The organism is Pseudomonas sp. Z8(2022) (genome assembly GCF_025837155.1).
GTDB lineage: Bacteria > Pseudomonadota > Gammaproteobacteria > Pseudomonadales > Pseudomonadaceae > Aquipseudomonas.
Window position 1 is genome coordinate 2,096,885 of the sequence record NZ_CP107549.1, and the last position, 23,659, is coordinate 2,120,543.

Here is a 23,659-nt window from a genome sequence, read left to right on the forward strand (position 1 = left end):
ATGCAGGATCAGGATTCGGCGCTGCTGCATGCCTTCGTGCTCAATGGCCGTGGTGGTGCGCGCAGCATCAGCCGCGACGAGCTGGACAGTCTTCAGCTAGGCGAGCAGGAGAGTCTGTGGCTGCACTGGGATCGTGGTCAGGTGCAGGCGCAGCACTGGCTTCGCGAAAGCAGCGGGCTGGACGAATTCAGTTGCGATCTGCTGCTGGAGGAGAACACCAGGCCGCGTTTTCTGGCGTTGCCGGACAACGAGATGCTGATCTTCCTGCGCGGCGTCAATCGCAACCCAGGCGCCGATCCGGAGGACATGGTATCGGTGCGCATCTTCGCCGATGCCCGCCGGGTGATCTCCCTGCGTCTGCGCCCGCTGCTGGCAACCGATGCGCTGATTGCCGATCTGCTCGCGGGCGTCGGGCCGAAAACGGCATCGGAGCTGTTGCTCGAGCTGGCGAGTCATCTGACTAGTCGTGTCGATGATCTGGTTACCGAGCTGAGCGAGCTGCTCGATGATCAGGAAGACCTTCTCGATGGCGATGAGCGTTATCGTCCCGATCATGGCCTGATGTTGCAGGTGCGGCGGCGTGCGGCCAGCCTGCGCCGTTTTCTCGCCCCGCAGCGCGACCTCTACGCGCAGCTGGCACGCAATCATCAGCCCTGGTTCGCCGAGGATGCTGGTGACTACTGGAACGAGCTGAACAACCGCCTGACCCGCTATCTCGAAGAGCTGGAGCTGATCCGCGAGCGCGTCGGTCTGGTGCTGGAGGCCGAAAGCCGGCGCCTCGGTGAGCGCATGAATCGCATCATGTATCGCTTCACCGTAATCGCCGGGCTGTTTCTGCCGCTGAGTTTCATCACCGGGCTGCTGGGTATCAACCTCGGCGGCATTCCGGGCGCCGAAAGTCCGATCGGTTTCTTTGTCGCCTGCGGCCTGATGGTCGTGCTGGCGGTAGGACAATTGCTGCTTTTTCGCCGCTGGCGTTGGTTGTGATGTGTGACTCATCCGCTGGCTACTGCGTCTAGCCGTGACATCCCGTGAGGTGCGCATGCACGATCCATTCGAAGAGTCTCTACGCGATTTGCTCAAGTCTTCGCCGTCCAGCCACGACGATGATGCTTGCCTGCACCGGGTTCTCAAGACCGCCAACCGTCAGGTCGGTGCTGGTGATCTGTTCAGCCTGATGGGGCACTGGGCGCAGGCCCTGATGATCGCTCTGAATAACGGTTCGGCGCATGTCGCGCCGGTATCCCGCCGTACCCAATCCTCTGCTTCTGCTGATAAGGCCGACTGAAATGGAACTCGATCCCTGGACCCAAAGCCTGATCTCCGCGATGACCGCACTGTGGACCAAGGTTGCCGGATTCATTCCCAACCTGTTCGTTGCGCTGGTGCTGGTGCTGCTCGGCTTCGTTGTCGCCAAGCTGCTCGACACCCTGCTGTCCAAGCTGCTTGGCAAGGTAGGTCTGGATCGCCTGATGACCGGCACCGGCCTGACCAAACTGCTGGCCCGCGTCGGCATTCATGCCTCGGTCTCGACCCTGATCGGCAAGATCGTCTACTGGTTCGTGCTGCTGATCTTCCTGGTTTCCGCCGCTGAATCGCTGGGGTTGCAGCGCGTTTCCGCGACCCTCGACGTACTGGCGCTGTATCTGCCCAAGGTATTCGGCGCGGCGCTGGTGCTGCTGGCCGGTGTACTTCTGGCGCAGCTGGTCAGCAGCCTGGTGCGTGGCGCCGCTGATGGAGTAGGTCTCGAGTACGCCCATGGCCTGGGTCGCGTGGCGCAGGGGCTGGTGATCATCATCAGCATCTCCGTGGCCATTGGCCAGCTTGAGGTCAAGACCGATCTGCTCAACAACGTCATCGCCATCGTGCTGATCTCCGTCGGTCTGGCAGTGGCGCTGGCGCTGGGTCTGGGCAGCCGTGATATCGCCAGCCAGATCCTCGCCGGCATCTATGTGCGCGAGCTTTATCAGGTCGGGCAACAAGTGCAGGTTGGTGATGTCGAAGGCCAGATCGAGGAAATCGGCACAGTGAAGACCACTCTGCTGACCGATGCCGGTGAGCTGGTATCGGTGGCAAATCGGGTATTGCTCGAGCAACGCGTGAACAGTCGCTGACGCCAATCTGTTATTTTATGCAGCTGCCCGACAGGCGTGACTTGTCGGGCACTTTTCGTCCTGACCGTCGGCCCGACTCGTTTTGAACAAAGCTCAAGCCCAGCCCACGCGCTACGACCCCCGCGAGCTCACCGATGAAGAGCTGGTGGCGCGCGCCCATGACGAGCTGTTTCACATCACTCGTGCTTATGAAGAGTTGATGAGACGCTACCAGCGGACGCTATTTAACGTATGTGCGCGTTATCTGGGGAACGAAAGGGATGCTGACGATGTCTGTCAGGAGGTGATGCTCAAAGTTCTATATGGCCTGAAGAACTTCGAGGGTAAGTCCAAGTTCAAGACCTGGCTTTACAGCATTACCTACAACGAATGCATTACTCAGTATCGAAAAGAGCGGCGCAAGCGTCGACTGATTGACGCCTTGAGTCTGGATCCGCTCGAAGAAGCTTCCGACGAGAAGACACCCAAAGTCGAGGAGCGAGGCGGTCTGGATCGGTGGTTGGTTCACGTCAACCCGATTGATCGCGAGATTCTGGTGCTACGTTTTGTCGCAGAGCTCGAGTTTCAGGAGATTGCCGACATCATGCACATGGGCTTGAGCGCAACGAAGATGCGCTACAAGCGAGCATTGGACCGGTTGCGGGACAAATTTTCGGAAACTGCCGAAACTTAGTTCAGCATTCCGACCACTAAGGGAGTGGCGAACCCTGATAAAATCGCCAACAAGTTGCCGACTGAAGTTACCGGCGACTTATTAACCATCAAGATGGGGATTTAACGGATGAAAGTAAAAAACACCTTGGGCGTAGTCATTGGCTCTATTGTTGCCGCAACCTCCTTCGGCGCGCTGGCGCAAGGCCAAGGCGCTGTCGAGGTGGAGGGCTTCGTCAATCGCTACTTCACCGACGTTCAGCGTGATTACGCGCACAACGAAGGCAACCTGTTCGGTGGCAGCATCGGCTACTACCTGACTGACGACGTCGAACTGGCGCTGTCCTACGGCGAATACCACGATCTGCGTGGTGAAGGCGCTGCCGGCAGCAAGAACATCAAAGGCAACCTGACCGACCTGAAGGCCATCTACCACTTCGGTCAGCCGGGTGTTGGCCTGCGTCCGTACGTTTCTGCCGGCTTCGGCCATCAGAGCATCGGCGACGCCAACAGCGGTGGTCGTAACCACTCCACCCTGGCTATCGCTGGCGCTGGTGCCAAGTACTACTTCACCGAAATGTTCTACGCCCGTGCCGGCGTTGACGCTCTGTACAACATCGACCAGGGCGACACCGAGTGGCAAGCCGGCGTGGGTGTTGGTCTGAACTTCGGCGGTGGCAGCAAGCCTGCTCCGGCTCCGGTCGTTGCTGCTGCACCCGAGCCGATGCCTGAGCCTGCTCCGGAGCCGGCACTGGAAACCGTTCGCGTTGAGCTGGACGTCAAGTTCGACTTCGACAAAGACCGCGTCAAAGAAGAAAGCTACGGCGACATCAAGAACCTGGCTGACTTCATGAACCAGTACCCGCAGACCACCACCACCGTTGAAGGTCACACCGACTCCGTCGGTTCTGACGCTTACAACCAGGGTCTGTCCGAGCGTCGCGCCAATGCTGTACGTAACGTGCTGGTCAACCAGTACGGTGTAGACGGCAGCCGTGTGAACGCTGTTGGCTACGGCGAGAGCCGCCCGGTAGCCGACAACGCCACCGACTCCGGCCGCGCCATCAACCGTCGCGTTGAAGCCGAAGTGGAAGCCCAGATCAAGCAGTAATGCTTCTGGCGCTGTAAGAAAAACCCGGCCTCGGCCGGGTTTTTCTTTTCCGGGATAAAAAAAGCCCGCTTGCATCAGCGGGCAGGCAAGCAGAACCGGATTGCTCAGGCGTGCAGAAGGCGGGGTACGGCAACCTCGCTGCTGGCGCGGGCGACTTCGCCGATCACCAGTATGGCCGGGCTCTTCAGCGCAAATGCTGCAGCGGCGTCCTGCATCGCCGCGAGGCTACTGCGGCACTCGCGTTGCTCAGGCAGCGAGGCGTTCTCGATCATCGCCACCGGCATCTCGCCGCTCATGCCGCCGGCAAGCAGGCCGCTCTGGATATCCGCCAGCCTGGCCACGCCCATATACACCACCAGCGTCGTACCGCTTTGCGCCAGGGCGGACCAGTTCAGCGAGCTGTCGTCCTGGGTATGGGCGGTGACCAGGGTTACCCCTCGGGCCACACCGCGCAAGGTCAGAGGGATGCCGCAGTTGGTGGCCCCGGCCAGGCCAGCGGTAATGCCGTTGACCATCTCTACCTCGATACCCCGCGCACCGAGCCAGTCGGCCTCTTCGCTGCCGCGGCCGAAGATGCATGGATCACCGCCTTTCAGGCGCACCACGCATTTGCCCTGGCGTGCATAGCGCAGCATCAGACGATGGATAAAGGCTTGCGGCGTGGAACGACAGCCGCCGCGCTTGCCGACCGGGACGACGCGTGCACCGGGGCAGTGTTCGAGCACAGCCGGGTTGACCAAGTCGTCGATCATGACGATTTCGGCCTGATTCAGCGCCTTGACCGCCTTGAGAGTCAGCAGTTCGGGATCACCAGGGCCAGCACCTACCAGCCAGACTTTTGCACTCATATCGGGTTCCTTCAGGCGTTGGCGACAATTGGCTGGCTAGCCAGCAGACGTTTGATTTCGGGAACGCAGGAGCCGCAGCTGGTGCCGCACTTGAGTTCCTGCTTGAGGCCGTTCAGATCCAGGCCGCGTTCGATGCCGGCACATACCGCGCTTTCGCTGATGTTCAGGCAGTTGCACAGAGTCTTGCTGCGGGCGTTGGTACCGACATTGCCTGGCGGCATGGAGAGGGGGGCCAGCAGCCAGCGGCGCAGATCGGCGTCGGCCTGGCCATCCTGCCACAGGTTCTTCAGCCACTCGCTGGCAGCAGTTTCACCGGCCAGACGGATGCTGACGATACGACCCTGTTCGATGCGCACTCGCTTGCCCACTGTGCGCCGCGGATCGTCATAGGCCAGTACCGGACCGTCTTTCAGACGCAGGTGTTGGTCGATCTGCGCCAGCAGCTCGGGCTGCGGCGCTACGGCACTGGCGGCACGGATCAGCAGAGCAGGGCGCTCGCGGCCGGTGAGTGTGAGGCTGGCGTAGGCAAACTCCTCGAACAACGGGCGCAGCGCTTCGAAGCGCTTCTGCACCTCACCTTCGACCAGGGCAAACAGCTGCCAGTGCAGCTCGACCTTGTCCACCTCGACCCCGGCATGCTTGAGCTCCGGCTGCCTGGACAGCGGGTCGAAGGCCGGCTGTGTCAGCACATTGGTGCCCAGGCCCTTGAGAAAGCGGTCTCCCCAGTGCATCGGCAGCCAGGCCTGGCCCGGGCGCACCGATTCGTCGGCCTGCACCGGCAGGATCAGGCTGCCACGGCGGCTGCGCAGTTTGACCAGATCGCCGTCCTGCAGCCGGCGACGACGCAATTCGTCGGGATGCAGTCCGAGCACCGCGGCTTCGACATGGCCGAACAGGCGTGCGGCGGTGCCGGTGCGACTCATGCCGTGCCACTGGTCACGCAGGCGCCCGGTGTTGAGGGTGAGCGAATAGCGTGCGTCGCGCTTTTCCTGCGGCGCGCGGTACGGATCGGCGTGAAACAGGGCACGCCCGCTGGCAGTGGGGAAGCAACCGTCGGCGTAGAGCCGTGCGGTGCCCTGGCGCGCGCCAGGCGCAAACGGCCATTGCTGGGGGCCCTGGTCATCCAGCAGCGCGTAGCTCAGCCCCGAAAGGTCGAGGTCGCGCTGGGCGGTCAGGTGCTTGTATTCCTCGAACAGCGACTCGCTATCGGCGAAGTCGAACAGGCTGGGCAGGCCGGGGCGGAGCAGTTTTTCCAGGCGACGGGCAAAGTCGCAGGTGATCGACCAGTCGGGCCGCGCCTCTGCGGGCGCTGGCACGGCGCGGCGCACATGGCTGACGCGGCGCTCGGAGTTGGTTACCGTGCCTTCCTTCTCGCCCCAGCTGGCAGCGGGCAGCAGCAGGTCGGCGTAGCGGCAGGTCTCGGTGGTGAAGAAGGCTTCCTGCACCACCACGAAGGGGCAGGCGGCCAGGGCCTCGTGCACCTTGTTCTGGTCGGGCAGGGACTGGGCCGGGTTGGTGCAGGCTATCCACAGTGCCTTGATGCGGCCGTCGTGCACCGCATCGAACAGCTCGATGGCGGGCAGACCGGGCCTCTCCGACAGGGCGTCGACTCCCCAGTAGGCGGCGACTTCGGCGCGGTGTTGGGCATTGCCGGCCTCGCGGTGCCCGGGCAGCAGGTTGCTCAGGCTGCCGGTCTCGCGACCGCCCATGGCGTTAGGCTGGCCGGTCAGGGAAAAGGGACCGGCGCCGGGCCTGCCAATCTGCCCGGTGGCCAGGTGCAGGTTGATCAGGGCGCTGTTCTTGGCGCTGCCAGACGAAGACTGATTGAGCCCCATGCACCACAGCGAGAGGAAGGAGGGCGCTCGGCCGATCAGTTCGACGCAGCGCTGCAGATCGTCCAGGCTGATGCCGCAAAGGTCGGCGGTGACTGCCGGGCTGTAGTCGCGCACCAGCTTCTTCAGTGCCTCGAAGCCTTCTGTGTGGGCGTCGATATAGGCGCGGTCGATCCAGCCTTCCCATAGCAGGATATGCAGGATGCCGTGGAACAGCGCGACGTCGGTGCCGGGCAGGATCGCCAGGTGCAGGTCGGCCAGCTCGCAGGTGTCGGTGCGTCGTGGGTCGATGACGATCACCTTCATCTCCGGGCGGCGGGCCTTGGCTTCTTCCAGGCGACGGAACAACACCGGGTGGGCATAGGCCATGTTGGAGCCGGCGATCAGCAGGCAGTCGCTCTGCTCGATATCCTCGTAGCTGCAGGGCGGGGCGTCGGCACCGAGGCTGCGCTTGTAGCCGACCACCGCCGAGCTCATGCACAGACGCGAGTTGGAGTCGATATTGTTGGTGCCGACCAGGGCACGGGCCAGCTTGTTGAAGGCGTAGTAATCCTCGGTCAGCAGCTGGCCGGAGATGTAGAACGCGACGCTGTCCGGGCCGTGCTCGCGGATGGTCTCGACGAACACTGCAGCAGCGTGATCCAGAGCGCTGTCCCAATCCGTACGCGAACGGGCCAGGTCCTTGCCCAGACGCAGTTCGGGATAGAGTGCACGAGCGTCGAGGTCGCCGGTCAGGTGCAGGGTCGAACCCTTGCTGCACAGCTTGCCGAAGTTGGCCGGGTGGTTGGGATCGCCGGCAACGCCGAGGATCTTCTCGCCGTCGTGCTCGATCAGCACGCCGCAGCCCACGCCGCAGTAGCAGCAGGTGGAGGCGGTGACTTGAGTGGGGGCCATGTTCGGAACTCCTAAAGGCCAATGCGTCCGGCAGCAGGCCGCGAGCCTGCCGCCAGTCGGCTCAGGCGCACTTCGCGGCAGCGTTCAGGGCCAGCAGCACGCGGCCGTTCTCCACGCGGGCGTGGTGCCGGTGGGCGCAGCCGACGTCCGGCGCCACGGCTTCCCCTGATTCCAGCTCGATCTGCCAGTTGTGCAGCGGGCAGGCCACACGCTTGCCGTAGATCAGTCCCTGGGACAGCGGGCCGCCCTTGTGCGGGCAACGATCATCGAGGGCGAAGACCTCGTCTGCAGCGGTGCGGAAGATGGCAATGTCGCCCTTGGGGCCGCTGACGATGCGCGAGCCGAGGACGTTGATTTCGTCCAGGGCGCAGATATCCAGCCAGTTCATACGGTGGCCTCCTCGATTTGCACGACCCTGATGGTGTCGAACTCTTTCTTCAGTTGTGGCGTCTCAAGGCGCTCCTTCCACGGATCCTGTTCGAACGACAGGGCGTAGTGCAGGCGAGCGGCCAGGGCCTTGCGGTTGGCTTCGTTTTCCAGCACCGCCTTCTTGATGTGCTCCATGCCGACGCGCTGCATGTAGTGCACGGTGCGCTCCAGATAGAACGCCTCTTCGCGGTACAGCTGGAGGAAGGCAGCGTTGTATTCGCGCACCTCTTCGGCGGTCTTGACCTTGACGAAGAACTCGGCCACCTCGGTCTTGATCCCGCCATTGCCGCCGATATAGATCTCGAAGCCGGAATCCACACCGATGATGCCGACGTCCTTGATGCCGGCTTCGGCGCAGTTGCGCGGGCAACCGGAGACCGCCAGCTTGACCTTGTGCGGCGACCACATGTTGAACAGGTCGTGCTCCAGATCGATGCCCAGCTGGGTCGAGTTCTGCGTGCCGAAGCGGCAGAACTCGCTGCCCACGCAGGTCTTCACCGTGCGGATGGACTTGCCGTAGGCATGGCCGGAGGGCATGTCCAGATCCTTCCACACACCCGGCAGATCCTCCTTGCGGATGCCCAGTAGGTCGATGCGCTGGCCACCGGTGACCTTGACCATGGGCACCTTGTACTTGTCGGCGACGTCGGCGATGCGGCGCAGCTCGGACGGATTGGTCACGCCGCCCCACATGCGCGGAACCACCGAGTAGGTGCCGTCCTTCTGAATGTTGGCGTGAGCACGTTCATTGATCAGGCGCGACTGAGGATCGTCCCTGGCTTCGCCCGGCCAGGTGGAAATCAGGTAGTAGTTCAGCGCCGGGCGGCAGGTCGCGCAGCCGTTTGGTGTGCTCCAGCTCAGGTACTCCATGGTCTGTGCCATGGACGTCAGGTGCTGTTCGCGGATCGCCTTGCGGATCTGTCCGTGGTTGAAATCGCTGCAACCGCAGATGGCCTTCTCGCTCTTGGGCTTGACGTCAGCTGCGCCGCCGACGGTGCTGATCAGGATCTGCTCCACCAGGCCGGCACAGGACCCGCAGGAGCTGGCGGCCTTGGTGTGCTTCTTGACCTCGTCGACCGAAAACAGGCCGTTTTCCTGAATCGCCTTGACGATGGTGCCCTTGCAAACGCCGTTACAGCCGCAGATTTCCATGCTGTCCGGCATGTTGGCGGTCTTGTCTGCGCCCTGATGGCCGACGTCGCCGATGGCGCCTTCGCCGAACATCAGGTGGTCGCGAATCTCGCTGACATTCTGGCCCTCGCGAATCTGCCGGAAATACCAGCCGCCGTCGGCGGTGTCGCCGTACAGGCAGGCGCCGACCAGCACGTCATCCTTGATCACCAGCTTCTTGTATACGCCGCCGATGGGGTCGGAGAGGGTGATGGTCTCGGTGCCCTCTGCACCCATGAATTCGCCGGCGGAGAACAGGTCGATGCCGGTGACCTTGAGCTTGGTCGAGGTCACCGAGCCCTGGTAGCGCGAGTAGCCGAGCTGGGCCAGATGGTTGGCGCAGACCTTGGCCTGTTCGAACAGCGGCGCCACCAGGCCGTAGGCAATGCCGCGGTGGCTGGCGCACTCGCCGATGGCGTAGACGCGCGGGTCATAGGTCTGCATGGTGTCGTTGACCAGAATGCCGCGGTTGCAGGCGATGCCGGCCTGTTCGGCCAGTTCGCTGTTGGGGCGGATACCGGCGGCCATTACCACCAGATCGGCGGGAATCACCTCGCCGTCCTTGAACTTCACCGCACAGACGCGACCCTCGCCGTTGTCCAGCAGCTCGGCGGTGTGCCTGGGCAGGAGGAACTTCAGGCCGCGGTCTTCCAGGGATTTTTGCAGCAGCTCGCCGGCGGTACGATCCAGTTGCCGCTCCAGCAGCCAGTCACCGATATGCACCACGGTGACGTCCATGCCACGCAACTTGAGGCCGTTGGCCGCCTCCAGGCCGAGCAGACCGCCGCCGATGACCACCGCATGCTTGTGAGTCCTGGCGGTGTCCATCATGGTCTGGGTGTCGGCGATGTCACGGTAGCCGATCACCCACTGCAGGTCCTTGCCCGGAATCGGCAGGATGAAGGGATTGGAGCCGGTAGCGATAAGCAGGCGGTCGTACTCGGCCTCGCTGCCATCGTCGGCGATCACCAGACGCTTGGTACGGTCGATCTTGACCACCTTGCGCCCGAGCAGCAGCTTGATGCCGTTGTCCGCATACCAGTTCAGATCGTTGAGCACGATCTCTTCGAAGGTCTGCTCGCCGGCCAGTACCGGCGAGAGCAGGATGCGGTTGTAGTTGGGGTGCGGCTCGGCGCCGAACACGGTGATGTCGTAGAGATCGGGGGCCAGCTTGAGCAACTCTTCAAGGGTGCGCACACCCGCCATGCCGTTGCCGATCATTACCAGCTTGAGTTTTTGCATGCCGGCATCTCCTGAAAATCACGGTAGAAAAAAACAAAAAAGGCGTCCCGCTAGTCACCTAGCGAGGACGCCTTTGTCCAGGTCCCGTTCTGTCGGGAAGTGCGGTCTTCTTCGTTGAAGGCCGCGCTTTATTTGTGCCTGAGGCAATGCAGAGCTTGTGCCAACTCCGCCCGACTAAGATTTCTCGGGCTTTTCAGCCAATTCTTCCTATCTGGCGAGTGCACTCGTGCACCTTGGCGAGGCCTTCTGCGCCGCTTTGGTGCGGGCCGGGCTACTTGAACAGCAGAACGGCCAACAGCAGGTTGAGCAGCAGCGATACCAGTGCCACCGTGCGCCAGACCCGCAACGGCTCGCGCTCAAGCAGTGGCCGCGGATGGCTGCTCAGCGACTGGCGCTCGCCGCTTTCCAGGGCCAGCAACCATTCCTCGGCAGTCTCGAAGCGCTGCGCCGGATTGGCGGCCACAGAGCGGTTCACTATCTCATCGAGCCAGACCGGCAGATCCGGGCGGTAGCGGCTGGCCGGGGTCGGCTGGCCGAAACGCGGATGCTGGAAGGCTTCGATCTCGCCATAGGGATAGTGGCCAGTGAGGAGCTGATAGAGCGTCACGCCGGCGGCATAGAGATCCTGCTGCGCGCTGGGCGGGCTGCCGGCGAAGGCTTCCGGAGCGATGTAACTGGGCGTGCCGGGCAGGCTATGGGGGGCGTCGCGGCTGAGGCCCGGGCAGTAGGCCAGGCCGAAATCGAGGATGCGCAGTTCGCCATCGTCACCGAGCAGAACGTTCTCCGGCTTGATGTCGCGGTGCAGGATGTTGCGTCGGTGCAGCAGGCCTATGGCCTTGATCAGCCGCGGCACCAGGTCCTGCCAGTCTGCCAGACCCAATGGGCCTGCTTGTCGAAAGAGTGCTGCCAGGGTCTGGCCGGCGTACTCTCGCTGTACGTAATACAGGTGCTGGCGCTGCGGCAGTGGGTGCAGTTCGGGGAAATGTCGGCCAGCGACGCGCCGCAGGAACCATTCCTCCTGCAGCAATGCCGGGCCGGCCTGCTCCTCGTCGACACCACTGGCTGGCAGTGTCTTTAGCAGCCAGGGCTGGGCATTGGCGTCACGTACCCGGTAGATCATCGACTGGCGGGATTCGCCGAGCAGTCTTTCGACCTGCCAGCCCTCGAATTCCTGGCCAGTGCGCAGCGGTGGCGGCAGTGGCCAGTACGCCAATTGAGCCAGGGCGTCGGCCAGCGCTGCTTCGGGGAGTTGCTCGACACACACCAGCAGCGCGCTGGCGTTGTCCTGGCTGCCGGCATGGTGCGCCTCGGCCACCAGCGCCTGGCAGATCGCTGAGGCGTCCTGATCCTGTTGCAGCAGCTCGCCGATGCGTTTGTCGCTGAGGCAGGACCAGACGCCGTCACTGACCAGCAGAAAGCGGTCGCCGATCTGCAGCTCGCCGTCGCGGTAGTCCACCACCAGGTGCTGGTCGAGGCCCATGGCGCGCTTGAGTACGTGCTGCATGCCCGGCTGTTCCCAGACATGGTCCTCGGTCAGGCGCAGCAACTGGCCGTCGCGCCACAGGTAGGCGCGGCTGTCGCCGACATGCGCCAGGGTGTAGCGGCGGCCGCGCAGCACCAGGGCGGTGAGGGTGGTCAGCAGCGGCAGGCCACCGCCATTGGCTTGCAACCAGCGGTTATGCGCGACCAGTACACGGTCCAGGCTTTGCTGCACCGGCCAGGTTTCGGGCGTGGAGTAATAATCCAGAGCCAGTGCCTGCAGTGTCGCGCGCGCCGCCAGAGCCCCGTCGGCGCACTGGCTCGCACCATCGGCCAGGCCCAGCAGGTATCCCTTGCTGGCAGCCAGGGCGGGCGCCGGGGTGACCACGCGCAAGGCATCCTGATTCTCGCTGCGCGGGCCGGTGGCGCTGGTTTCGCCGATGCTCAGTTGCAGGGCCATGATGCGCGTTCCATCGATCGTGGTTTGACCCCATTGTTATGGGGCGTAGGTGGCGCCGTGCTCATCAGGTTTGAAGTTAGAGCACGGGTGCGCCTGGCGCACCCTGTGACGACGCATCGTCCGCAGTCCGATCACACCCGCGCATCGGTGACCGCGGCGCTGCCCCAGGTGGTGCGCCAGCGCTGCTTGACGCCGTACAGACCGGCCCAGGCCAGCACGCCGAGACTGGCAAACAGCCACAGGCCGAGCTGGTAGTCACCGCTGTGCTGCTTGATCGCGCCGAGGCCGGCAGCAAGGAAGAAGCCGCCGATACCTCCGGCCATGCCAATGAGTCCGGTCATCACGCCGATCTCCTTGCGAAAGCGCTGAGGCACCAACTGGAACACCGCGCCATTGCCGGCACCCAGGCCGAGCATGGCGGCGACGAACAATGCCAGCGCGGCGCTCGAGCTGGGCAGGTTGAAACCGACCATGGCGATGCACAGCGAGGCGATGGTGTACATCATCAGCAGCGAGCGGATGCCGCCGATGCGGTCGGCGAGGGCGCCGCCGAGTGGTCGCAGCAGGCTGCCGGCAAAGACGCAGGCCGCGGTGTAGTAACCGGCGGTGACCGGATTGAGCCCGTACTGGTCGCTGAAATAGCCGGGCAGGGCGCTGGCCAGGCCGATGAAGCCACCGAAAGTGACACTGTAGAAGAACATGAACCACCAACTGTCGCGGTCACCAAGGGCCTTGAGATAGTCGCCGAAAGCCTTGGGTTTGGGGCGCTGCGGCGCGTTCCTGGCCACCAGGGCAAAGATCACCAGCGCCGCCAGCAGCGGGATCAGCGCCCAGCCGAACACATTCTGCCAACCGGAGAGCGCAGCCAGTCCGGGCGCGAACAGCGCCGCCAGCACGGTGCCGGAGTTGCCGGCGCCAGCGATGCCCATGGCTTTGCCCTGGTGCTGCGGCGGGTACCATTGCGAGGCCAGCGGCAGCGCCACGGCGAAGGCAGCGCCGGCGAAGCCGAGGAACAGGCCGAACAGCAGCGCCTGCTCATAGCTGCCGATACCGATCTGCCAGGCGCTGAACAACGCGATGATTACCACCACCTGGCTGAGCAGACCGGCTGTCTTCGGCGACAGGCGGTCGGCAAGAAACCCCATCAAAAGACGCAGCACGGCACCGGCGAGAATCGGTGTGGCCACCATCAGACCGCGTTGCTGGGCGTTGAGATCGAGATCGGTGGCGATCTGCACGGCCAGCGGGCCGAGCAGGTACCAGACCATGAAGCTCAGGTCGAAGTAGAGAAAGGCGGCGAAAAGTGTGGGGGTATGGCCGGCTTTCCAGAAACTTGTATTCATCGATCACCTCATCAACGAGAAGGAGCCCGTCATGGCGCGACATACCGTGGTCGTGGACACGGCTGCCGCACCTGTCGGGAGGCCATGCACCTTGGTGCAGAGCCTTGCGGCCAGGGCCGCAGCAGGTTTGGGCGATTGTGGCGCCGGCCCTGTGTTGCAAGGCCCGCGTCTGCCCCAGGCGTTGGGACGAGCACAAAAAACGCCGCTTCACACAGGTCATCAAGGCCCGGTGAGGCGACGTCTTTGTCGTGCGGAAGGTGGCCGCCGTTGGCTACCCGCTGGCGGGGATCAAGCAAGTGCCGGGCCAATCGCTCAAAGGTCCTGATAATGGTCGTTGGGCAAAATCAGAGAGCGCAGGGCTGCCGCAAAACGAGGCGTTTGCGTAATGGTTGCACCCCAACTGGGCGACCGTCGACGCTCAGCTGCGCTGAGCGTCGACGGCCTCGCCTGTACGTGGGTGTCGGAAGAATTAGCAGCGCTGATGGCATGCGTCGGTAGTGGCAGGGTCAGCAGGGCGATTGCCAGCAGATTGCTCAGCAACCCGGCCTGACGGGCGCGCTGGTAGGTCATTCTCGTTCCCCCGGTTTTTCTGTTATGAGCTAGGCGTAGCAGACGAAAAGCAATGTGTCACGGAGCTGACAGCAAAAATGTGCAGATTGGTGCCGCGACGCTCCGGCGACCGCGCTGCTTGCAACTGTCAGGGCGTGCCGGAACAATCAGTCGAGCCGGTTGACCTTGGGGAACTTGGCGCTGAAGGCGTCCGGAATCGGCACCACCTTCGACTGACGATAATCGAAGAACACGAAACCGGACTTGGCCATGGCCACCAGAACACCGTCGGCCGGGCGGGTGATGCGGAAGGTGATGTCGCCGCCACACCTGTTGAAGTCCATCACGCCGACTTCGAACAGCAACTGGTCACGGGCGTGCGCTTCGGCCCGGTAGGTGGTGGCCAGGTCGCTAACGATGATGCCGGTGCCGCTACCGTCGGTTTCGCGGATACCGAATTCAAAGAGAAAACGTGCGCGCGCCTCGGAAATCATCGAGATCATCGAGTCGTTGCCCAGGTGGTTGGCACCATTGATGTCGGTGACACGCACGGTGAGATGGGTGCTGTAGCAATACTGGTCTTCGGGGAACTCGAGGGTCAGGCGTGCCATGGTCGGGCTGTCATCGGAGAAAGCGGCGATTGTATGCCGACCTGTACCTCAGCGGTGCAGGCTGTTGAGGTGATGGAAGGTGACGCGGCCACCTTCGCTGTCCGGCCCGGCGTTGTCCTGGATATAGGCGCCTGCCTTGAAGTACAGATACTGGGTATTCCAGTGACTGCTGAGCTGTCGATAGTGCGTACCTTTATCGCCCTCGCTGCTGGCCACGGCGACCCCCAGGCGACCACTGGGCGTGACGCGCAGGTCATAGCCGAAGCGTTCGCCAAGCTGAATGTTGTCGGCCAGCAGGATGTTCTGCACCTCGCTATCGCCAGGACGGGCACGCAGCAGCAGCTCCACACGACCGATGCCGCGGCGATAGTGGTACTGCACCTTGAGCAGTGGGTCGTTCTGGCTGCCCGGCACGTCAGTGCTGTGGATCTGGCCGATCACCACCTTGTTGCTGCTGGGTACCTGCTCCACTTTCAGGACGGCACTGAGATAATTGTCCGAGCTTGCGTGCTGCCAGTTATTCAGGCTGCCGTCGTGCTTGGTTTCGCGCAGCTCGCTACGGGGGTAGCGCGCATCAGCGGTGGTCGAGCCGGTTACCGGTACCCAGAAGGTCACGCTGCCATCGCTGTTGCGCCGGAAGTAGCGGCTTTCATAACCATCGTTCAGACGCTGGGTGCTGATGGTGGTGGGAGCCGGTTCGGTTGGGATCGAGAGATTCCAGGTGGTCAGATCTAGCACGGCGTTCTCTGCTTGTCGGTTAAAGGCAAAGATTCGTCCCTGCAACAGGCCAGAGGTTCCCCCGCTCCGGCCAGCGGGCCGGAGCGGTTGCCACAGCCTCAGGCGGCCGGTCGCTGCTGGCGCTGGTAGAGAAACTCCAGCACGGCGGTGCGGTAGGCGTGGTAATGCGGGTCATTGGCCAGGGCCAGACGGTCGCGTGGGCGTGGCAGGTCGACGGCGAGGATCTCGCCGACAGTGGCTGCCGGGCCGTTGGTCATCATCACGATGCGATCGGACAGCAACACGGCCTCATCGACGTCATGGGTGACCATCACCACGGTGCTGCGGGTCTGCCCGACAATGCGCAGCAACTCGTCCTGCAGGTGCGCGCGGGTCAGGGCGTCGAGGGCACCGAACGGCTCGTCCATCAGCAGCACCTTGGGTTCCATGGCCAGGGCGCGCGCGATGCCGACGCGCTGCTTCATGCCGCCGGATATCTCGTTGGGATGCTTGTGCATCGCATGGCTGAGGCCGACCATGCTCAGCGCCTGTTCGCTGCGGGCTTTGAGCTGCGCCTTGCTTTCGTGCCTGCCGAACACCTTTTCCACGGCCAGGTGGACGTTGCCGAAGCAGGTCATCCACGGTAGCAGGCTATGATTCTGAAAGACTACTGCACGCTCGGGCCCTGGGCCGTCGATCTCGCGGCCATTGCAGATCAGTCCGCCTTCGTTGGCCTCGAGCAGGCCGGCGATCAGGTTGAGCACGGTGGATTTGCCACAACCAGAGTGGCCGATCAGCGCCACGAACTCGCCGCGGGAAATGCTCAGGTTGACGTCGGCCAATGCCTGAAAGCGGCCTTTCCTGGTGTCGAAATGCTTGCTGACGGCGGTCAGCTCCACGAACTTTTCCATCGAAATTCTCCAGTTCTCTTTCGTCGCGGCCCGGATACTCCCGTGGAGCCTGGTCACGACGACACGAATTTTTCATCAGGCGATCTGTTTAAAAACAAATATATGGAGCATGTTCTTGTACTGATTTATCAGCTTGAGTAGTCGAAGCGCCTGGCGATCAGCAGCAGCGCCTGCTCCAGTGCCAGGCCGACCAATCCGACGATGATGATGGCGATGAGAATGTGCTCGACGTTGAGGTTGTTCCATTCGTCCCACACCCAGAAGCCCAGACCGATGCCGCCGGTGAGCATCTCCGCAGCAACGATCACCAGCCAGGCCACGCCGATGGCCAAGCGGATGCCGGTCATCAGGTGTGGCAGCACGGCGGGAAAGAGGATGCGCGTCAACACCTTGAACTCCGAGAGCTTGAGCACCCGGGCCACATTCAGATAATCCTGCGGCACGCTGGCCACGCCGGCTGCGGTATTGAGAATGATCGGCCAGATCGAGCTGATGAAAATCACCCAGATCGAAGCCGGGCCGGCGGCCTCGAACACCAGCAGGCCGATGGGCAGCCAGGCCAACGGTGAGACAGGGCGCAGCAGACTGATGACCGGTGCCAGCATGCCGGCCAGGAAGGCGAAACGGCCGATGGCGAATCCCAGCGGAATGCCCACCAGCGCAGCGAGGCCGAAGCCAACGCCAACCCGGCCGAGCGAGTTGAGGATGTTCCAGCCTATGCCCATGTCATTGGGGCCGTTGTCGTAGAACGGATCGCTGAACAGCACCAGCGCGGCCTGCCAAGTGCTCAGCGGTCCGGGCAGGCCTTCGCTGTAGCGTGACAGTAGCGACCAGAAGCCGATGAAGGCGAGGATGCCGAGCGCCGGTGCGATGCCGGCTTTGAGCAGGTTGCCCATGATGCTGATGCTGGGCAGCAGAGCGCGAACCGAGGTGCGTGGCTTGTGGGCTTGCGGCAAGGGTGTTTTCAGGGGCGCATTCATGTCGACCTCCTTATCAGGCTTTGATGGCGAAGGAGTCGGCGTAGGCGGTCGGATCACTGCCGTCCCATACCACACCGTCGATCAGGGTACTGCGTCGCAGCGAGCCGCTCGGTACGGTGAGCCCCAGGGCTCCTGCCGCCTCGGCGTACAGCGCGGTCTGGTTGACCTGGGTGGCCACCGCGGCGTAGTCCGGATGGTCCTTGAGCAGACCCCAGCGCTTGAACTGGGTGAGGAACCACATGCCGTCGGAGTGATAGGGGAAGTTGACGCTGCCGTCCTTGCAGAAGGCCATGGCGTGCTCGTCCTGCCAGCTGTTGCCGAGGCCGTCCTCGTAGCGGGCGAGGAAGCGTGGCTCGATCACCTGCACGGGGGCGTTGACGTAGGCTTTGCCGGCGATCAGCCTGGCCGTGCTCTTGCGGTTCTCGTCGCTGGCCTCGATGAAGCGGCTGGCGTCGAGAATGGCCATGATCAGAGCTCGGGCAGCGTTGGGATATTGCTCGACAAAGGCGCGGGGGGTGCCGAGCACCTTCTCCGGGTGATCCGGCCAGATCTGCTGGGTAGTAGTGGCGGTAAAGCCGATCTTGTCGAAGATCGCCCGCGCGCCCCACGGCTCACCGACGCAGAAGCCGTCCATGTTGCCGACACGCATGTTGGCGACCATCTGCGGCGGTGGCACAACGATGGTCTTCACATCGCTCATGGGGTTGATGCCCAGGCTGCCGAGCCAGTAATACAGCCACATGGCGTGGGTGCCGGTGGGGAAGGTCTGGGCGAAGGTCAGCGGTCTGCCGCCTTTCTTCACGTGCTCGGCCAGTTGCGCGCCGTTGCTGACGCCGGCTTCGCGCAGCTGTTTGGACAGAGTGATGGCCTGGCCATTCTGGTTAATCCCCATCAGCACCGCCATGTCCTTCTGTGGGCCGGCCAGACCAAGCTGAGCGCCGTACATCATGCCGTAAAGCACATGGGCGGCATCCAGTTCGCCGGTGTTGAGCTTGTCGCGCACACCTGCCCAGGAGGCCTCCTTGCTCGGCGTGATGCTCAGGCCGTATTTCTCGCCAAAGCCCTGAGTCGCCGCGACCACCACCGACGCGCAGTCGGTCAGGGGGATGAACCCCACTTTCAGCGCGGCCTTTTCCGGCGCGTCGGACCCGGCAGCCCAGGCTGCGCTGCGCAGCGATGCGGGGGCAGAGAGGCCGAGTGCGGCGACGCCGCCTACGGCCCCGGCCAGGGCAATGGATTGCTTCAGAAAGTTGCGGCGGCTGGTATCCGAGGGCTTGTTCGAATCACGATCGGTCATGGATCTAATCCTTGTCAGGCGCATAAACAAAAACGGCGTACGCCAGGCCACCTCGGTAAGAGATGGTGACCTGACGGACGCCGTTGTCCGTGATCCTCGGCCCGCCGCCGTTGGCGTGCTACGCAGGATGCTGACAGGGACATAGCAAGGGACTTGCCAGCTTGCTCCCGGGGACACACAAGGGTGGTTCAACCCGCTTTTCTAGCTATGCCTATGTTTTTAAATCAACAGTTTGCGGTTATTTGATGAGATCGCCTGGAGAATTTATGGCCTCGCGCAACGCGATCAAACTGGTTTGCTGCTGAGCCAATGCCGTGCATGGGAGCGCTTGGTTGAGCGTTTTTGGTTCGTGTTGCCGGCTCAGGATGCCGGCTGCACCTGGGCTTCTTCGACATAATCGCGCAGCCAGCGCAGCACTTCGACGGCCTCCCAGCGAGCCGGATCGAACAGCGCGTAAGCCAATCCCTGATAGCCGACCACATCCAGCTGCCGGTGATAACCAGCACGCTGCAGCAGCGCTTCGATCTCGGCGAAGCAGGTGTTGAAATGCTGACGGTTAAAGGGCGTGCGGTTCTCGGTAACGATGCCTTCGAGCAGCAACTCCTCGACCATCTCACGAACACGCTCCAGCGGCATGCGGTTCACTCGGTGTTTCAGCTGCAGTACGTCCAGCATGATGCTGCTCCTGATTGCTTGGTCATTTACTGCGGAATAGGGTAATCGAAAAATACTGTACAAATAAACAGTGCTGAGTGATAGTGGCTCCATTCGGAGACAACAACCCGCTCATCCTGTGGATGGGCGCCTTGCGAGAGGGTATTGGCAATGCAACAGATGCTGATGACGATTGTGCTATTGGCCCTGCTGGGCGGCTGCGCGCAACCGCAGATCGAACGACCACAGGCCAATGGCGCCTATCTGGTGATCGAGGGCGAGCAGGCCTGGGCCGTGCTGGTGTCAGATGGTCAGCGTGTCGAAGAGGTGGGGATAGTGCTCGACGTGATCCACCTGCCAAGTCATCACTCCAACATTGCGGCCAGCTATGTGATCGAGACGCCCAATTGCGGCAAGCTGCAGTGGCTAACCGAGCGCCATGGTGCTGCCGAGGGTGAAACCACGTTGCTGCCGGTGGCCTTCAATGAACAATTGAGCCAGCCGGGCTGCGTGCTGGCCCAGGGGCTTAGCAGAGCCTGGACTGCGCTGGATTATTCCGGCTGATGCGAGTCAGGCGCGCCGAGCGTAGGGACGCTCGACGACGCGCAAAGAAAAAGCGCCGCGACCTCGACGGAAGCGGCGCTTTTTATGGGGGCTATATCGCGCGTGCTTACAGCAGGTGCTGCTTGTCCATTTCGATGGCCGCGTCGAGCGTTTCCAGCAGCGCCTTGCGCACTTTCAGTTTGGTGTTCTTGTGTGCGGTCATGTTGATCTTCTTCATCTGCTGCGCTGCAGCCTGGGCGGTGGCCAGAAGTTGCTCGGCCGGTACCACCTTGTCCAGAAAGCCGGCATCCAGGGCACCTGCAGGGTCGAACATCTCGCCATTGATCACCGAGCGATGGAAGGCCGACTTGTGCAGGCGATCACGGGCCAGTTCGATACCGACGTGGTGCATGGTCATGCCGATCTGCACTTCGTTCAGGCCGATGCTGAACGGGCCTTCGACGCCGATACGGTAATCGCTGGACAGCAGGATGAAGGCTCCCTTGGCTACGGCATGGCCAGGGCAGGCCACGATGATCGGAAAGGGGTGGGCGAGCATACGCCGCGCCAGAGTCGAACCAGCTGCTACCAAGTTGATCGCGTTCTGCGGACCTGAGGTCATCACCTTAAGGTCGTAGCCACCGGAAAGAATGCCCGGTTGCCCGGTGATGATGACGACGGCGCGATCCTGCTCGGCGCGATCGAGCGCAGCATTGAAGGCGGCGATCACGTCAGGCGAGATCGCGTTCACCTTGCCATTGCTCAGGGTGAGGGTGGCGATGCCATCTTCGAGTTGATAGCTGATCAGGTCGCTCATGGCAGTTTTCCTTGTTTGAGCCGCAGGCTGAATGTCGGCAGAAGGTACTCAGCCCAATCGCTCCGGTAAAGCGCCGTGACTGACCAGTGGGTCAGTGTTTTTGCCTATCGTGGCGATGCCTCATGGCAATTGTCGGGAGAGGAGGCCCGGCTATTAGGGTGGGCAGCGATCTGAAGGAGCTGTCCATGAACATCCTGTCCTCCATCCTTTATACAGTCGCCATAACTGGCCTGCTGCTAGGGTCGGTCGCTCTCTGCGGCACCCTCTACCTGCGCAGCCCCGCTGGGGTGTTGCTGCTGTTCGGCATGGAGCTGTTCATGTCCCTGGGTTTCCTGCTATTTGGCCACCTGCGTTTCGACGAAACGCCTGCCGACGACCCCGAGGAAACCACGTTGCGCTCTTAAGCGCATGAATCCTTTAAAAAAATTTGCCATTCGAAAAACATTCGACTACATTAGCGCACCTCGACAGGCTACACGCCAAAAACGTCGAGATCCGGTGAAGTGTCCGAGTGGTTGAAGGAGCACGCCTGGAAAGTGTGTATACGGGAAACCGTATCAAGAGTTCGAATCTCTTCTTCACCGCCACTTTCGCAGTACCTAAAGCCCTGAAAGCTGAGAAGTTTTCGGGGCTTTTTGCTTTTCAGCTTCCGGCAGGTGTCGAAGAAGTGTCGAAAAGCGGATTCAAGGTCAATGCATCCTGCAGATGGTCCGGCGACAGGTGCGCATAGCGCATGGTCATTGCCAGAGACGTATGCCCCAGGATCTTCTGTAGCGTCAGAATGTTCCCGCCCCGCATGACGAAGTGACTGGCGAAGGTGTGCCGCAGTACGTGCGTGGCCTGGCCGGCCGGGAGCTTGATCGAGGTCTTTTCCAGTACACGGCTAAAGGTCAGCATGCAGTTGGTGAACAGACCGTGCCGCTTGAAGTAGACGTGTAGTGCCTTCTCCAGTGCGTTATCGATAGGAATCGACCGGGTTCGCTTCGACTTGGTGTTGGCAAAGGTCACCATGCCGTTTCGCACTCGTTCAGGTGTCAGCGCCTGGGCTTCTCCCCATCGGGCACCCGTACTCAGACAGACGCGAGCGATCAGGCCGAGGGCAGGGCTTGTCGTGCGGGCATCCAGTGCTTCGAGCAGTTCCTGGATCTGGCAGGTAGAAAGGAACGAGATAGGACGTTCCTGCAAACGTAGCGGGCGAACCTTGGCCAACGGGTTCGGATAGTCGATATCGCCCAGTCGGTGCAGCTCGTTGAACATGGCTTTCAGGTAGCCGAGACGGTTGTTCAGCGTCTTGCCCTGGATGCCAGCCTTGAGCAGTGCGCTTCGCGTTTCACAGAAGGCGTTGCCGGTGAGCTTGACCGCGATGGGATCGCCCAGGTCTTTAGCGAGGTTCTGCAAGGTGCGGAGGATCGCAGCACCGTCAGCCAGGGCATGGCCGTGCAGCTCGTGATACCGGGCGCAGAGTTCGGAGAGGCGGCGACGGTCTTTCGGTTTTGGCGTCCACGCTGGCGAGTCTATGCAGTTGGCCCGGCAGGTGGCTTCGAAGCGCTGAGCCTCACCCTTGGTTTTGAAGGTCTTGCGGAAACGGCGGCCCTTGATGGGTTCGACATCGACTTTCCAGCGACCGTCAGGCAGTTGCTCGACAGCCATCAGACAGCACGCCCCCAACGCACATGCCGTTCTTCAAGGATGCCCTTGATGTGCTTGTACAACCCGTCTTCATCCATGCCCTTGGCGGCATAGTGGTCGCGGATCACCGGCCAGCACTCCCAATCCTTGAGCCGGTGAAATGCTCGCCTAGCGCCCACTCGCTCCCGTGCCAGCAGGCTGACGAAGTTTCCCAGGAACAGCTCGACGTTTTTGCCGGAGAAGCCCCGCGAGGTCTTGTATTGGCGCTTGTACTCGGTTTCATCCACCAGGGAATCGACCGGCAGATCCACGCGCACGTCTTCACGGATCAGCGTCCAGATGGGTTCGAAGTAGCCGGGGCGAGCCAGTAGCTTAAATTGGCGCAGGCCATAGCGCCACAGGCCGTCGAGGTGCGGTGCGAAGGCGGCATAGCTGTTGGTTTCGATGGTCTGGCCGGTCAGCAGATCGAACGAGCCTGAGGCGAATTGCTGGATCACCGAGTGGTGGTAACGCAGCTCGACACGCCAGACGTCTTGCTCCGGGTTGTAGTTATCGGGGTCGGCTTCATCGAAGCTGTCGCGACGCCTCCAGACGCCTTCCCAATAGTCGAGCTTGTCGATGGCCCGGGCCTGTTCGGTTTTGTTGTAGATCGCCAATTGAACACCACCGGCAGAGCCGAACATGTAGGTTTCGCCACGTCCGTAGACGCTGCTTTTGGTGTCCCAGGTGATTTCCTTGATGCCGGAAATATCACGGGCAGCACGCGCACGACAGTGCATGCGGGCGACCAGATCAGAAGGGGGCGTCCAACCTTGCAGGTCTAGCGCGAGGTGAACCGCGCATTGGTTGCGCTCGACGTTGGTCAGGACGTGGCTGGCGTAGTAGTCCATGCGCTCTTGCAGGCGCTCGGGGCAGAACTGGTCGATGGCATGCGGAGATACCTCGATTTTCAGGTGTGGCCCGATGTTCTCGATTTTTGCGTTGAAGTTCTTCACCAGCAGGATGATGCCCAGGTCAGCATTCTGGAGCTTGTACTGGTAGCCAGAGTCCTTGCTGACACGCCCGGAGTGCCAGCGCTGGCCAGCGAAATCGACGATGCTCCCCGGCTTGTCGAACAGACACATGATTTCCGGGCGGATCAGACCGCGATACAACTGGCGGACAGTATCGACACTGCAGGCCAGGATTCGAACTTTCGACAGGTCGGTGATACGAGCGGTTGAGCTATCGAAGAACAGGCGACCGGTCGGAGTCACTTGGAACTCATGATTTACCCGGATCAGGTCTTTAACTGCCATTTTTCAAATGCTCCAAATAGTGCTGAATTGAAACGTTTAACCTTGGTTTATCTGACGTGTTACAGGGGCGTCAGCGCCGG

At 62.1% G+C, this 23,659-nt stretch carries 23 protein-coding genes and 1 tRNA gene; 8 read left to right on the plus strand and 16 right to left on the minus strand.

Features of this window, described 5'->3' with window-relative positions; genetic code table 11:
• The 5 genes from OEG79_RS09915 to OEG79_RS09935 all read left to right on the plus strand — a co-directional run bounded on the left by OEG79_RS09915 (position 1) and on the right by OEG79_RS09935 (position 3,876).
• The gene (locus OEG79_RS09915; protein WP_264148551.1) at positions 1-987 is read left to right on the plus strand and encodes a zinc transporter ZntB; all 987 of its coding nucleotides are present in this window, start codon (positions 1-3) and stop codon (positions 985-987) included.
• A 49-nt stretch (positions 988-1,036) separates the two neighbouring features.
• Positions 1,037-1,288: a CrfX protein gene (locus tag OEG79_RS09920; RefSeq protein WP_172825358.1), complete on the plus strand. Its 252-nt coding sequence runs from the start codon at positions 1,037-1,039 to the stop codon at positions 1,286-1,288.
• Between the two features lies 1 nt (position 1,289).
• Positions 1,290-2,114: a mechanosensitive ion channel family protein gene (locus OEG79_RS09925; RefSeq protein WP_264148552.1), complete on the plus strand. Its 825-nt coding sequence runs from the start codon at positions 1,290-1,292 to the stop codon at positions 2,112-2,114.
• Positions 2,115-2,196: 82 nt separating this feature from the next.
• Positions 2,197-2,787: an RNA polymerase sigma factor SigX gene (gene sigX, locus OEG79_RS09930; protein ID WP_264148553.1), complete on the plus strand. Its 591-nt coding sequence runs from the start codon at positions 2,197-2,199 to the stop codon at positions 2,785-2,787.
• Positions 2,788-2,895: 108 nt separating this feature from the next.
• Positions 2,896-3,876, plus strand: a complete 981-nt coding sequence (locus OEG79_RS09935; protein ID WP_264148554.1) for an OmpA family protein — start codon at positions 2,896-2,898, stop codon at positions 3,874-3,876.
• Positions 3,877-3,980: 104 nt separating this feature from the next.
• On the opposite strand, the gene cobA is transcribed toward OEG79_RS09935, so the two are convergent.
• The 13 genes from cobA to OEG79_RS10000 form a co-directional block, all read right to left on the minus strand.
• Entirely contained in the window at positions 3,981-4,724 is a 744-nt protein-coding gene (gene cobA, locus OEG79_RS09940) for a uroporphyrinogen-III C-methyltransferase (RefSeq protein ID WP_264148555.1), read from the minus strand.
• Between the two features lie 11 nt (positions 4,725-4,735).
• Positions 4,736-7,450, minus strand: coding sequence for a nitrate reductase (locus OEG79_RS09945; RefSeq protein ID WP_264148556.1), 2,715 nt, complete (start codon positions 7,448-7,450; stop codon positions 4,736-4,738).
• A gap of 61 nt (positions 7,451-7,511) precedes the next feature.
• Positions 7,512-7,838, minus strand: a complete 327-nt coding sequence (gene nirD / locus OEG79_RS09950; RefSeq protein ID WP_264148557.1) for a nitrite reductase small subunit NirD — start codon at positions 7,836-7,838, stop codon at positions 7,512-7,514.
• Entirely contained in the window at positions 7,835-10,291 is a 2,457-nt protein-coding gene (gene nirB, locus OEG79_RS09955; protein WP_264148558.1) for a nitrite reductase large subunit NirB, read from the minus strand. Before nirB ends, nirD begins: the two co-directional genes overlap by 4 nt.
• A gap of 271 nt (positions 10,292-10,562) precedes the next feature.
• The gene (locus tag OEG79_RS09960; RefSeq protein WP_264148559.1) at positions 10,563-12,230 is read right to left on the minus strand and encodes a bifunctional protein-serine/threonine kinase/phosphatase; all 1,668 of its coding nucleotides are present in this window, start codon (positions 12,228-12,230) and stop codon (positions 10,563-10,565) included.
• A 131-nt stretch (positions 12,231-12,361) separates the two neighbouring features.
• Positions 12,362-13,573 (minus strand): nitrate/nitrite transporter, encoded by a 1,212-nt coding sequence (locus tag OEG79_RS09965; protein ID WP_264148560.1) that lies wholly within the window; start codon positions 13,571-13,573, stop codon positions 12,362-12,364.
• 312 nt (positions 13,574-13,885) lie between these two features.
• Positions 13,886-14,143, minus strand: a complete 258-nt coding sequence (locus tag OEG79_RS09970) for a hypothetical protein (protein ID WP_264148561.1) — start codon at positions 14,141-14,143, stop codon at positions 13,886-13,888.
• A gap of 146 nt (positions 14,144-14,289) precedes the next feature.
• On the minus strand, positions 14,290-14,733 hold the full coding sequence (locus OEG79_RS09975; protein ID WP_264148562.1) for a thioesterase family protein: 444 nt from the start codon (positions 14,731-14,733) through the stop codon (positions 14,290-14,292).
• A 48-nt stretch (positions 14,734-14,781) separates the two neighbouring features.
• Complete coding sequence (locus OEG79_RS09980; protein WP_264148563.1) at positions 14,782-15,471, minus strand: polysaccharide lyase family 7 protein; 690 nt, start codon at positions 15,469-15,471, stop codon at positions 14,782-14,784.
• Between the two features lie 98 nt (positions 15,472-15,569).
• Positions 15,570-16,361 (minus strand): ABC transporter ATP-binding protein, encoded by a 792-nt coding sequence (locus OEG79_RS09985; protein ID WP_264148564.1) that lies wholly within the window; start codon positions 16,359-16,361, stop codon positions 15,570-15,572.
• 128 nt (positions 16,362-16,489) lie between these two features.
• The gene (ntrB, locus tag OEG79_RS09990; protein WP_264148565.1) at positions 16,490-17,341 is read right to left on the minus strand and encodes a nitrate ABC transporter permease; all 852 of its coding nucleotides are present in this window, start codon (positions 17,339-17,341) and stop codon (positions 16,490-16,492) included.
• 13 nt (positions 17,342-17,354) lie between these two features.
• A complete protein-coding gene (locus OEG79_RS09995) occupies positions 17,355-18,638 on the minus strand; it encodes a CmpA/NrtA family ABC transporter substrate-binding protein (RefSeq protein WP_264148566.1) in 1,284 nt (427 codons plus the stop codon).
• Positions 18,639-18,998: 360 nt separating this feature from the next.
• A complete protein-coding gene (locus OEG79_RS10000) occupies positions 18,999-19,313 on the minus strand; it encodes a transcriptional regulator (protein WP_264148567.1) in 315 nt (104 codons plus the stop codon).
• A 150-nt stretch (positions 19,314-19,463) separates the two neighbouring features.
• Between OEG79_RS10000 and OEG79_RS10005 the strand changes: the two genes are divergently transcribed.
• Positions 19,464-19,856: a hypothetical protein gene (locus tag OEG79_RS10005; protein WP_264148568.1), complete on the plus strand. Its 393-nt coding sequence runs from the start codon at positions 19,464-19,466 to the stop codon at positions 19,854-19,856.
• Positions 19,857-19,962: 106 nt separating this feature from the next.
• Here OEG79_RS10005 and OEG79_RS10010 read toward each other — a convergent pair whose 3' ends face one another.
• A complete protein-coding gene (locus tag OEG79_RS10010) occupies positions 19,963-20,652 on the minus strand; it encodes a crotonase/enoyl-CoA hydratase family protein (RefSeq protein WP_264148569.1) in 690 nt (229 codons plus the stop codon).
• 185 nt (positions 20,653-20,837) lie between these two features.
• Between OEG79_RS10010 and OEG79_RS10015 the strand changes: the two genes are divergently transcribed.
• Complete coding sequence (locus tag OEG79_RS10015; RefSeq protein ID WP_264148570.1) at positions 20,838-21,056, plus strand: hypothetical protein; 219 nt, start codon at positions 20,838-20,840, stop codon at positions 21,054-21,056.
• Positions 21,057-21,149: 93 nt separating this feature from the next.
• Positions 21,150-21,239 (plus strand) — tRNA-Ser (locus tag OEG79_RS10020).
• 55 nt (positions 21,240-21,294) lie between these two features.
• Here OEG79_RS10020 and OEG79_RS10025 read toward each other — a convergent pair.
• Positions 21,295-22,302: a tyrosine-type recombinase/integrase gene (locus OEG79_RS10025; protein WP_264148571.1), complete on the minus strand. Its 1,008-nt coding sequence runs from the start codon at positions 22,300-22,302 to the stop codon at positions 21,295-21,297.
• Entirely contained in the window at positions 22,302-23,579 is a 1,278-nt protein-coding gene (locus tag OEG79_RS10030) for a hypothetical protein (RefSeq protein WP_264148572.1), read from the minus strand. Before OEG79_RS10030 ends, OEG79_RS10025 begins: the two co-directional genes overlap by 1 nt.
• Positions 23,580-23,659: the final 80 nt, after the last annotated feature.

Bases quoted from the DNA above. Each gene is read 5' to 3' on its own strand.
- OEG79_RS09915 (WP_264148551.1), top strand. From the start codon at position 1: ATGCAGGATCAGGATTCGGCGCTGCTGCATGCCTTCGTGCTCAATGGC.
- OEG79_RS09925 (WP_264148552.1), top strand. From the start codon at position 1,290: ATGGAACTCGATCCCTGGACCCAAAGCCTGATCTCCGCGATGACCGCA.
- OEG79_RS09935 (WP_264148554.1), top strand. From the start codon at position 2,896: ATGAAAGTAAAAAACACCTTGGGCGTAGTCATTGGCTCTATTGTTGCC.
- cobA (WP_264148555.1), bottom strand. From the start codon at position 4,724: ATGAGTGCAAAAGTCTGGCTGGTAGGTGCTGGCCCTGGTGATCCCGAA.
- OEG79_RS09945 (WP_264148556.1), bottom strand. From the start codon at position 7,450: ATGGCCCCCACTCAAGTCACCGCCTCCACCTGCTGCTACTGCGGCGTG.
- nirD (WP_264148557.1), bottom strand. From the start codon at position 7,838: ATGAACTGGCTGGATATCTGCGCCCTGGACGAAATCAACGTCCTCGGC.
- nirB (WP_264148558.1), bottom strand. From the start codon at position 10,291: ATGCAAAAACTCAAGCTGGTAATGATCGGCAACGGCATGGCGGGTGTG.
- OEG79_RS09960 (WP_264148559.1), bottom strand. From the start codon at position 12,230: ATGGCCCTGCAACTGAGCATCGGCGAAACCAGCGCCACCGGCCCGCGC.
- OEG79_RS09965 (WP_264148560.1), bottom strand. From the start codon at position 13,573: ATGAATACAAGTTTCTGGAAAGCCGGCCATACCCCCACACTTTTCGCC.
- OEG79_RS09970 (WP_264148561.1), bottom strand. From the start codon at position 14,143: ATGACCTACCAGCGCGCCCGTCAGGCCGGGTTGCTGAGCAATCTGCTG.
- OEG79_RS09975 (WP_264148562.1), bottom strand. From the start codon at position 14,733: ATGGCACGCCTGACCCTCGAGTTCCCCGAAGACCAGTATTGCTACAGC.
- OEG79_RS09985 (WP_264148564.1), bottom strand. From the start codon at position 16,361: ATGGAAAAGTTCGTGGAGCTGACCGCCGTCAGCAAGCATTTCGACACC.
- ntrB (WP_264148565.1), bottom strand. From the start codon at position 17,341: ATGAATGCGCCCCTGAAAACACCCTTGCCGCAAGCCCACAAGCCACGC.
- OEG79_RS09995 (WP_264148566.1), bottom strand. From the start codon at position 18,638: ATGACCGATCGTGATTCGAACAAGCCCTCGGATACCAGCCGCCGCAAC.
- OEG79_RS10000 (WP_264148567.1), bottom strand. From the start codon at position 19,313: ATGCTGGACGTACTGCAGCTGAAACACCGAGTGAACCGCATGCCGCTG.
- OEG79_RS10005 (WP_264148568.1), top strand. From the start codon at position 19,464: ATGCAACAGATGCTGATGACGATTGTGCTATTGGCCCTGCTGGGCGGC.
- OEG79_RS10010 (WP_264148569.1), bottom strand. From the start codon at position 20,652: ATGAGCGACCTGATCAGCTATCAACTCGAAGATGGCATCGCCACCCTC.
- OEG79_RS10015 (WP_264148570.1), top strand. From the start codon at position 20,838: ATGAACATCCTGTCCTCCATCCTTTATACAGTCGCCATAACTGGCCTG.
- OEG79_RS10025 (WP_264148571.1), bottom strand. From the start codon at position 22,302: ATGGCTGTCGAGCAACTGCCTGACGGTCGCTGGAAAGTCGATGTCGAA.
- OEG79_RS10030 (WP_264148572.1), bottom strand. From the start codon at position 23,579: ATGGCAGTTAAAGACCTGATCCGGGTAAATCATGAGTTCCAAGTGACT.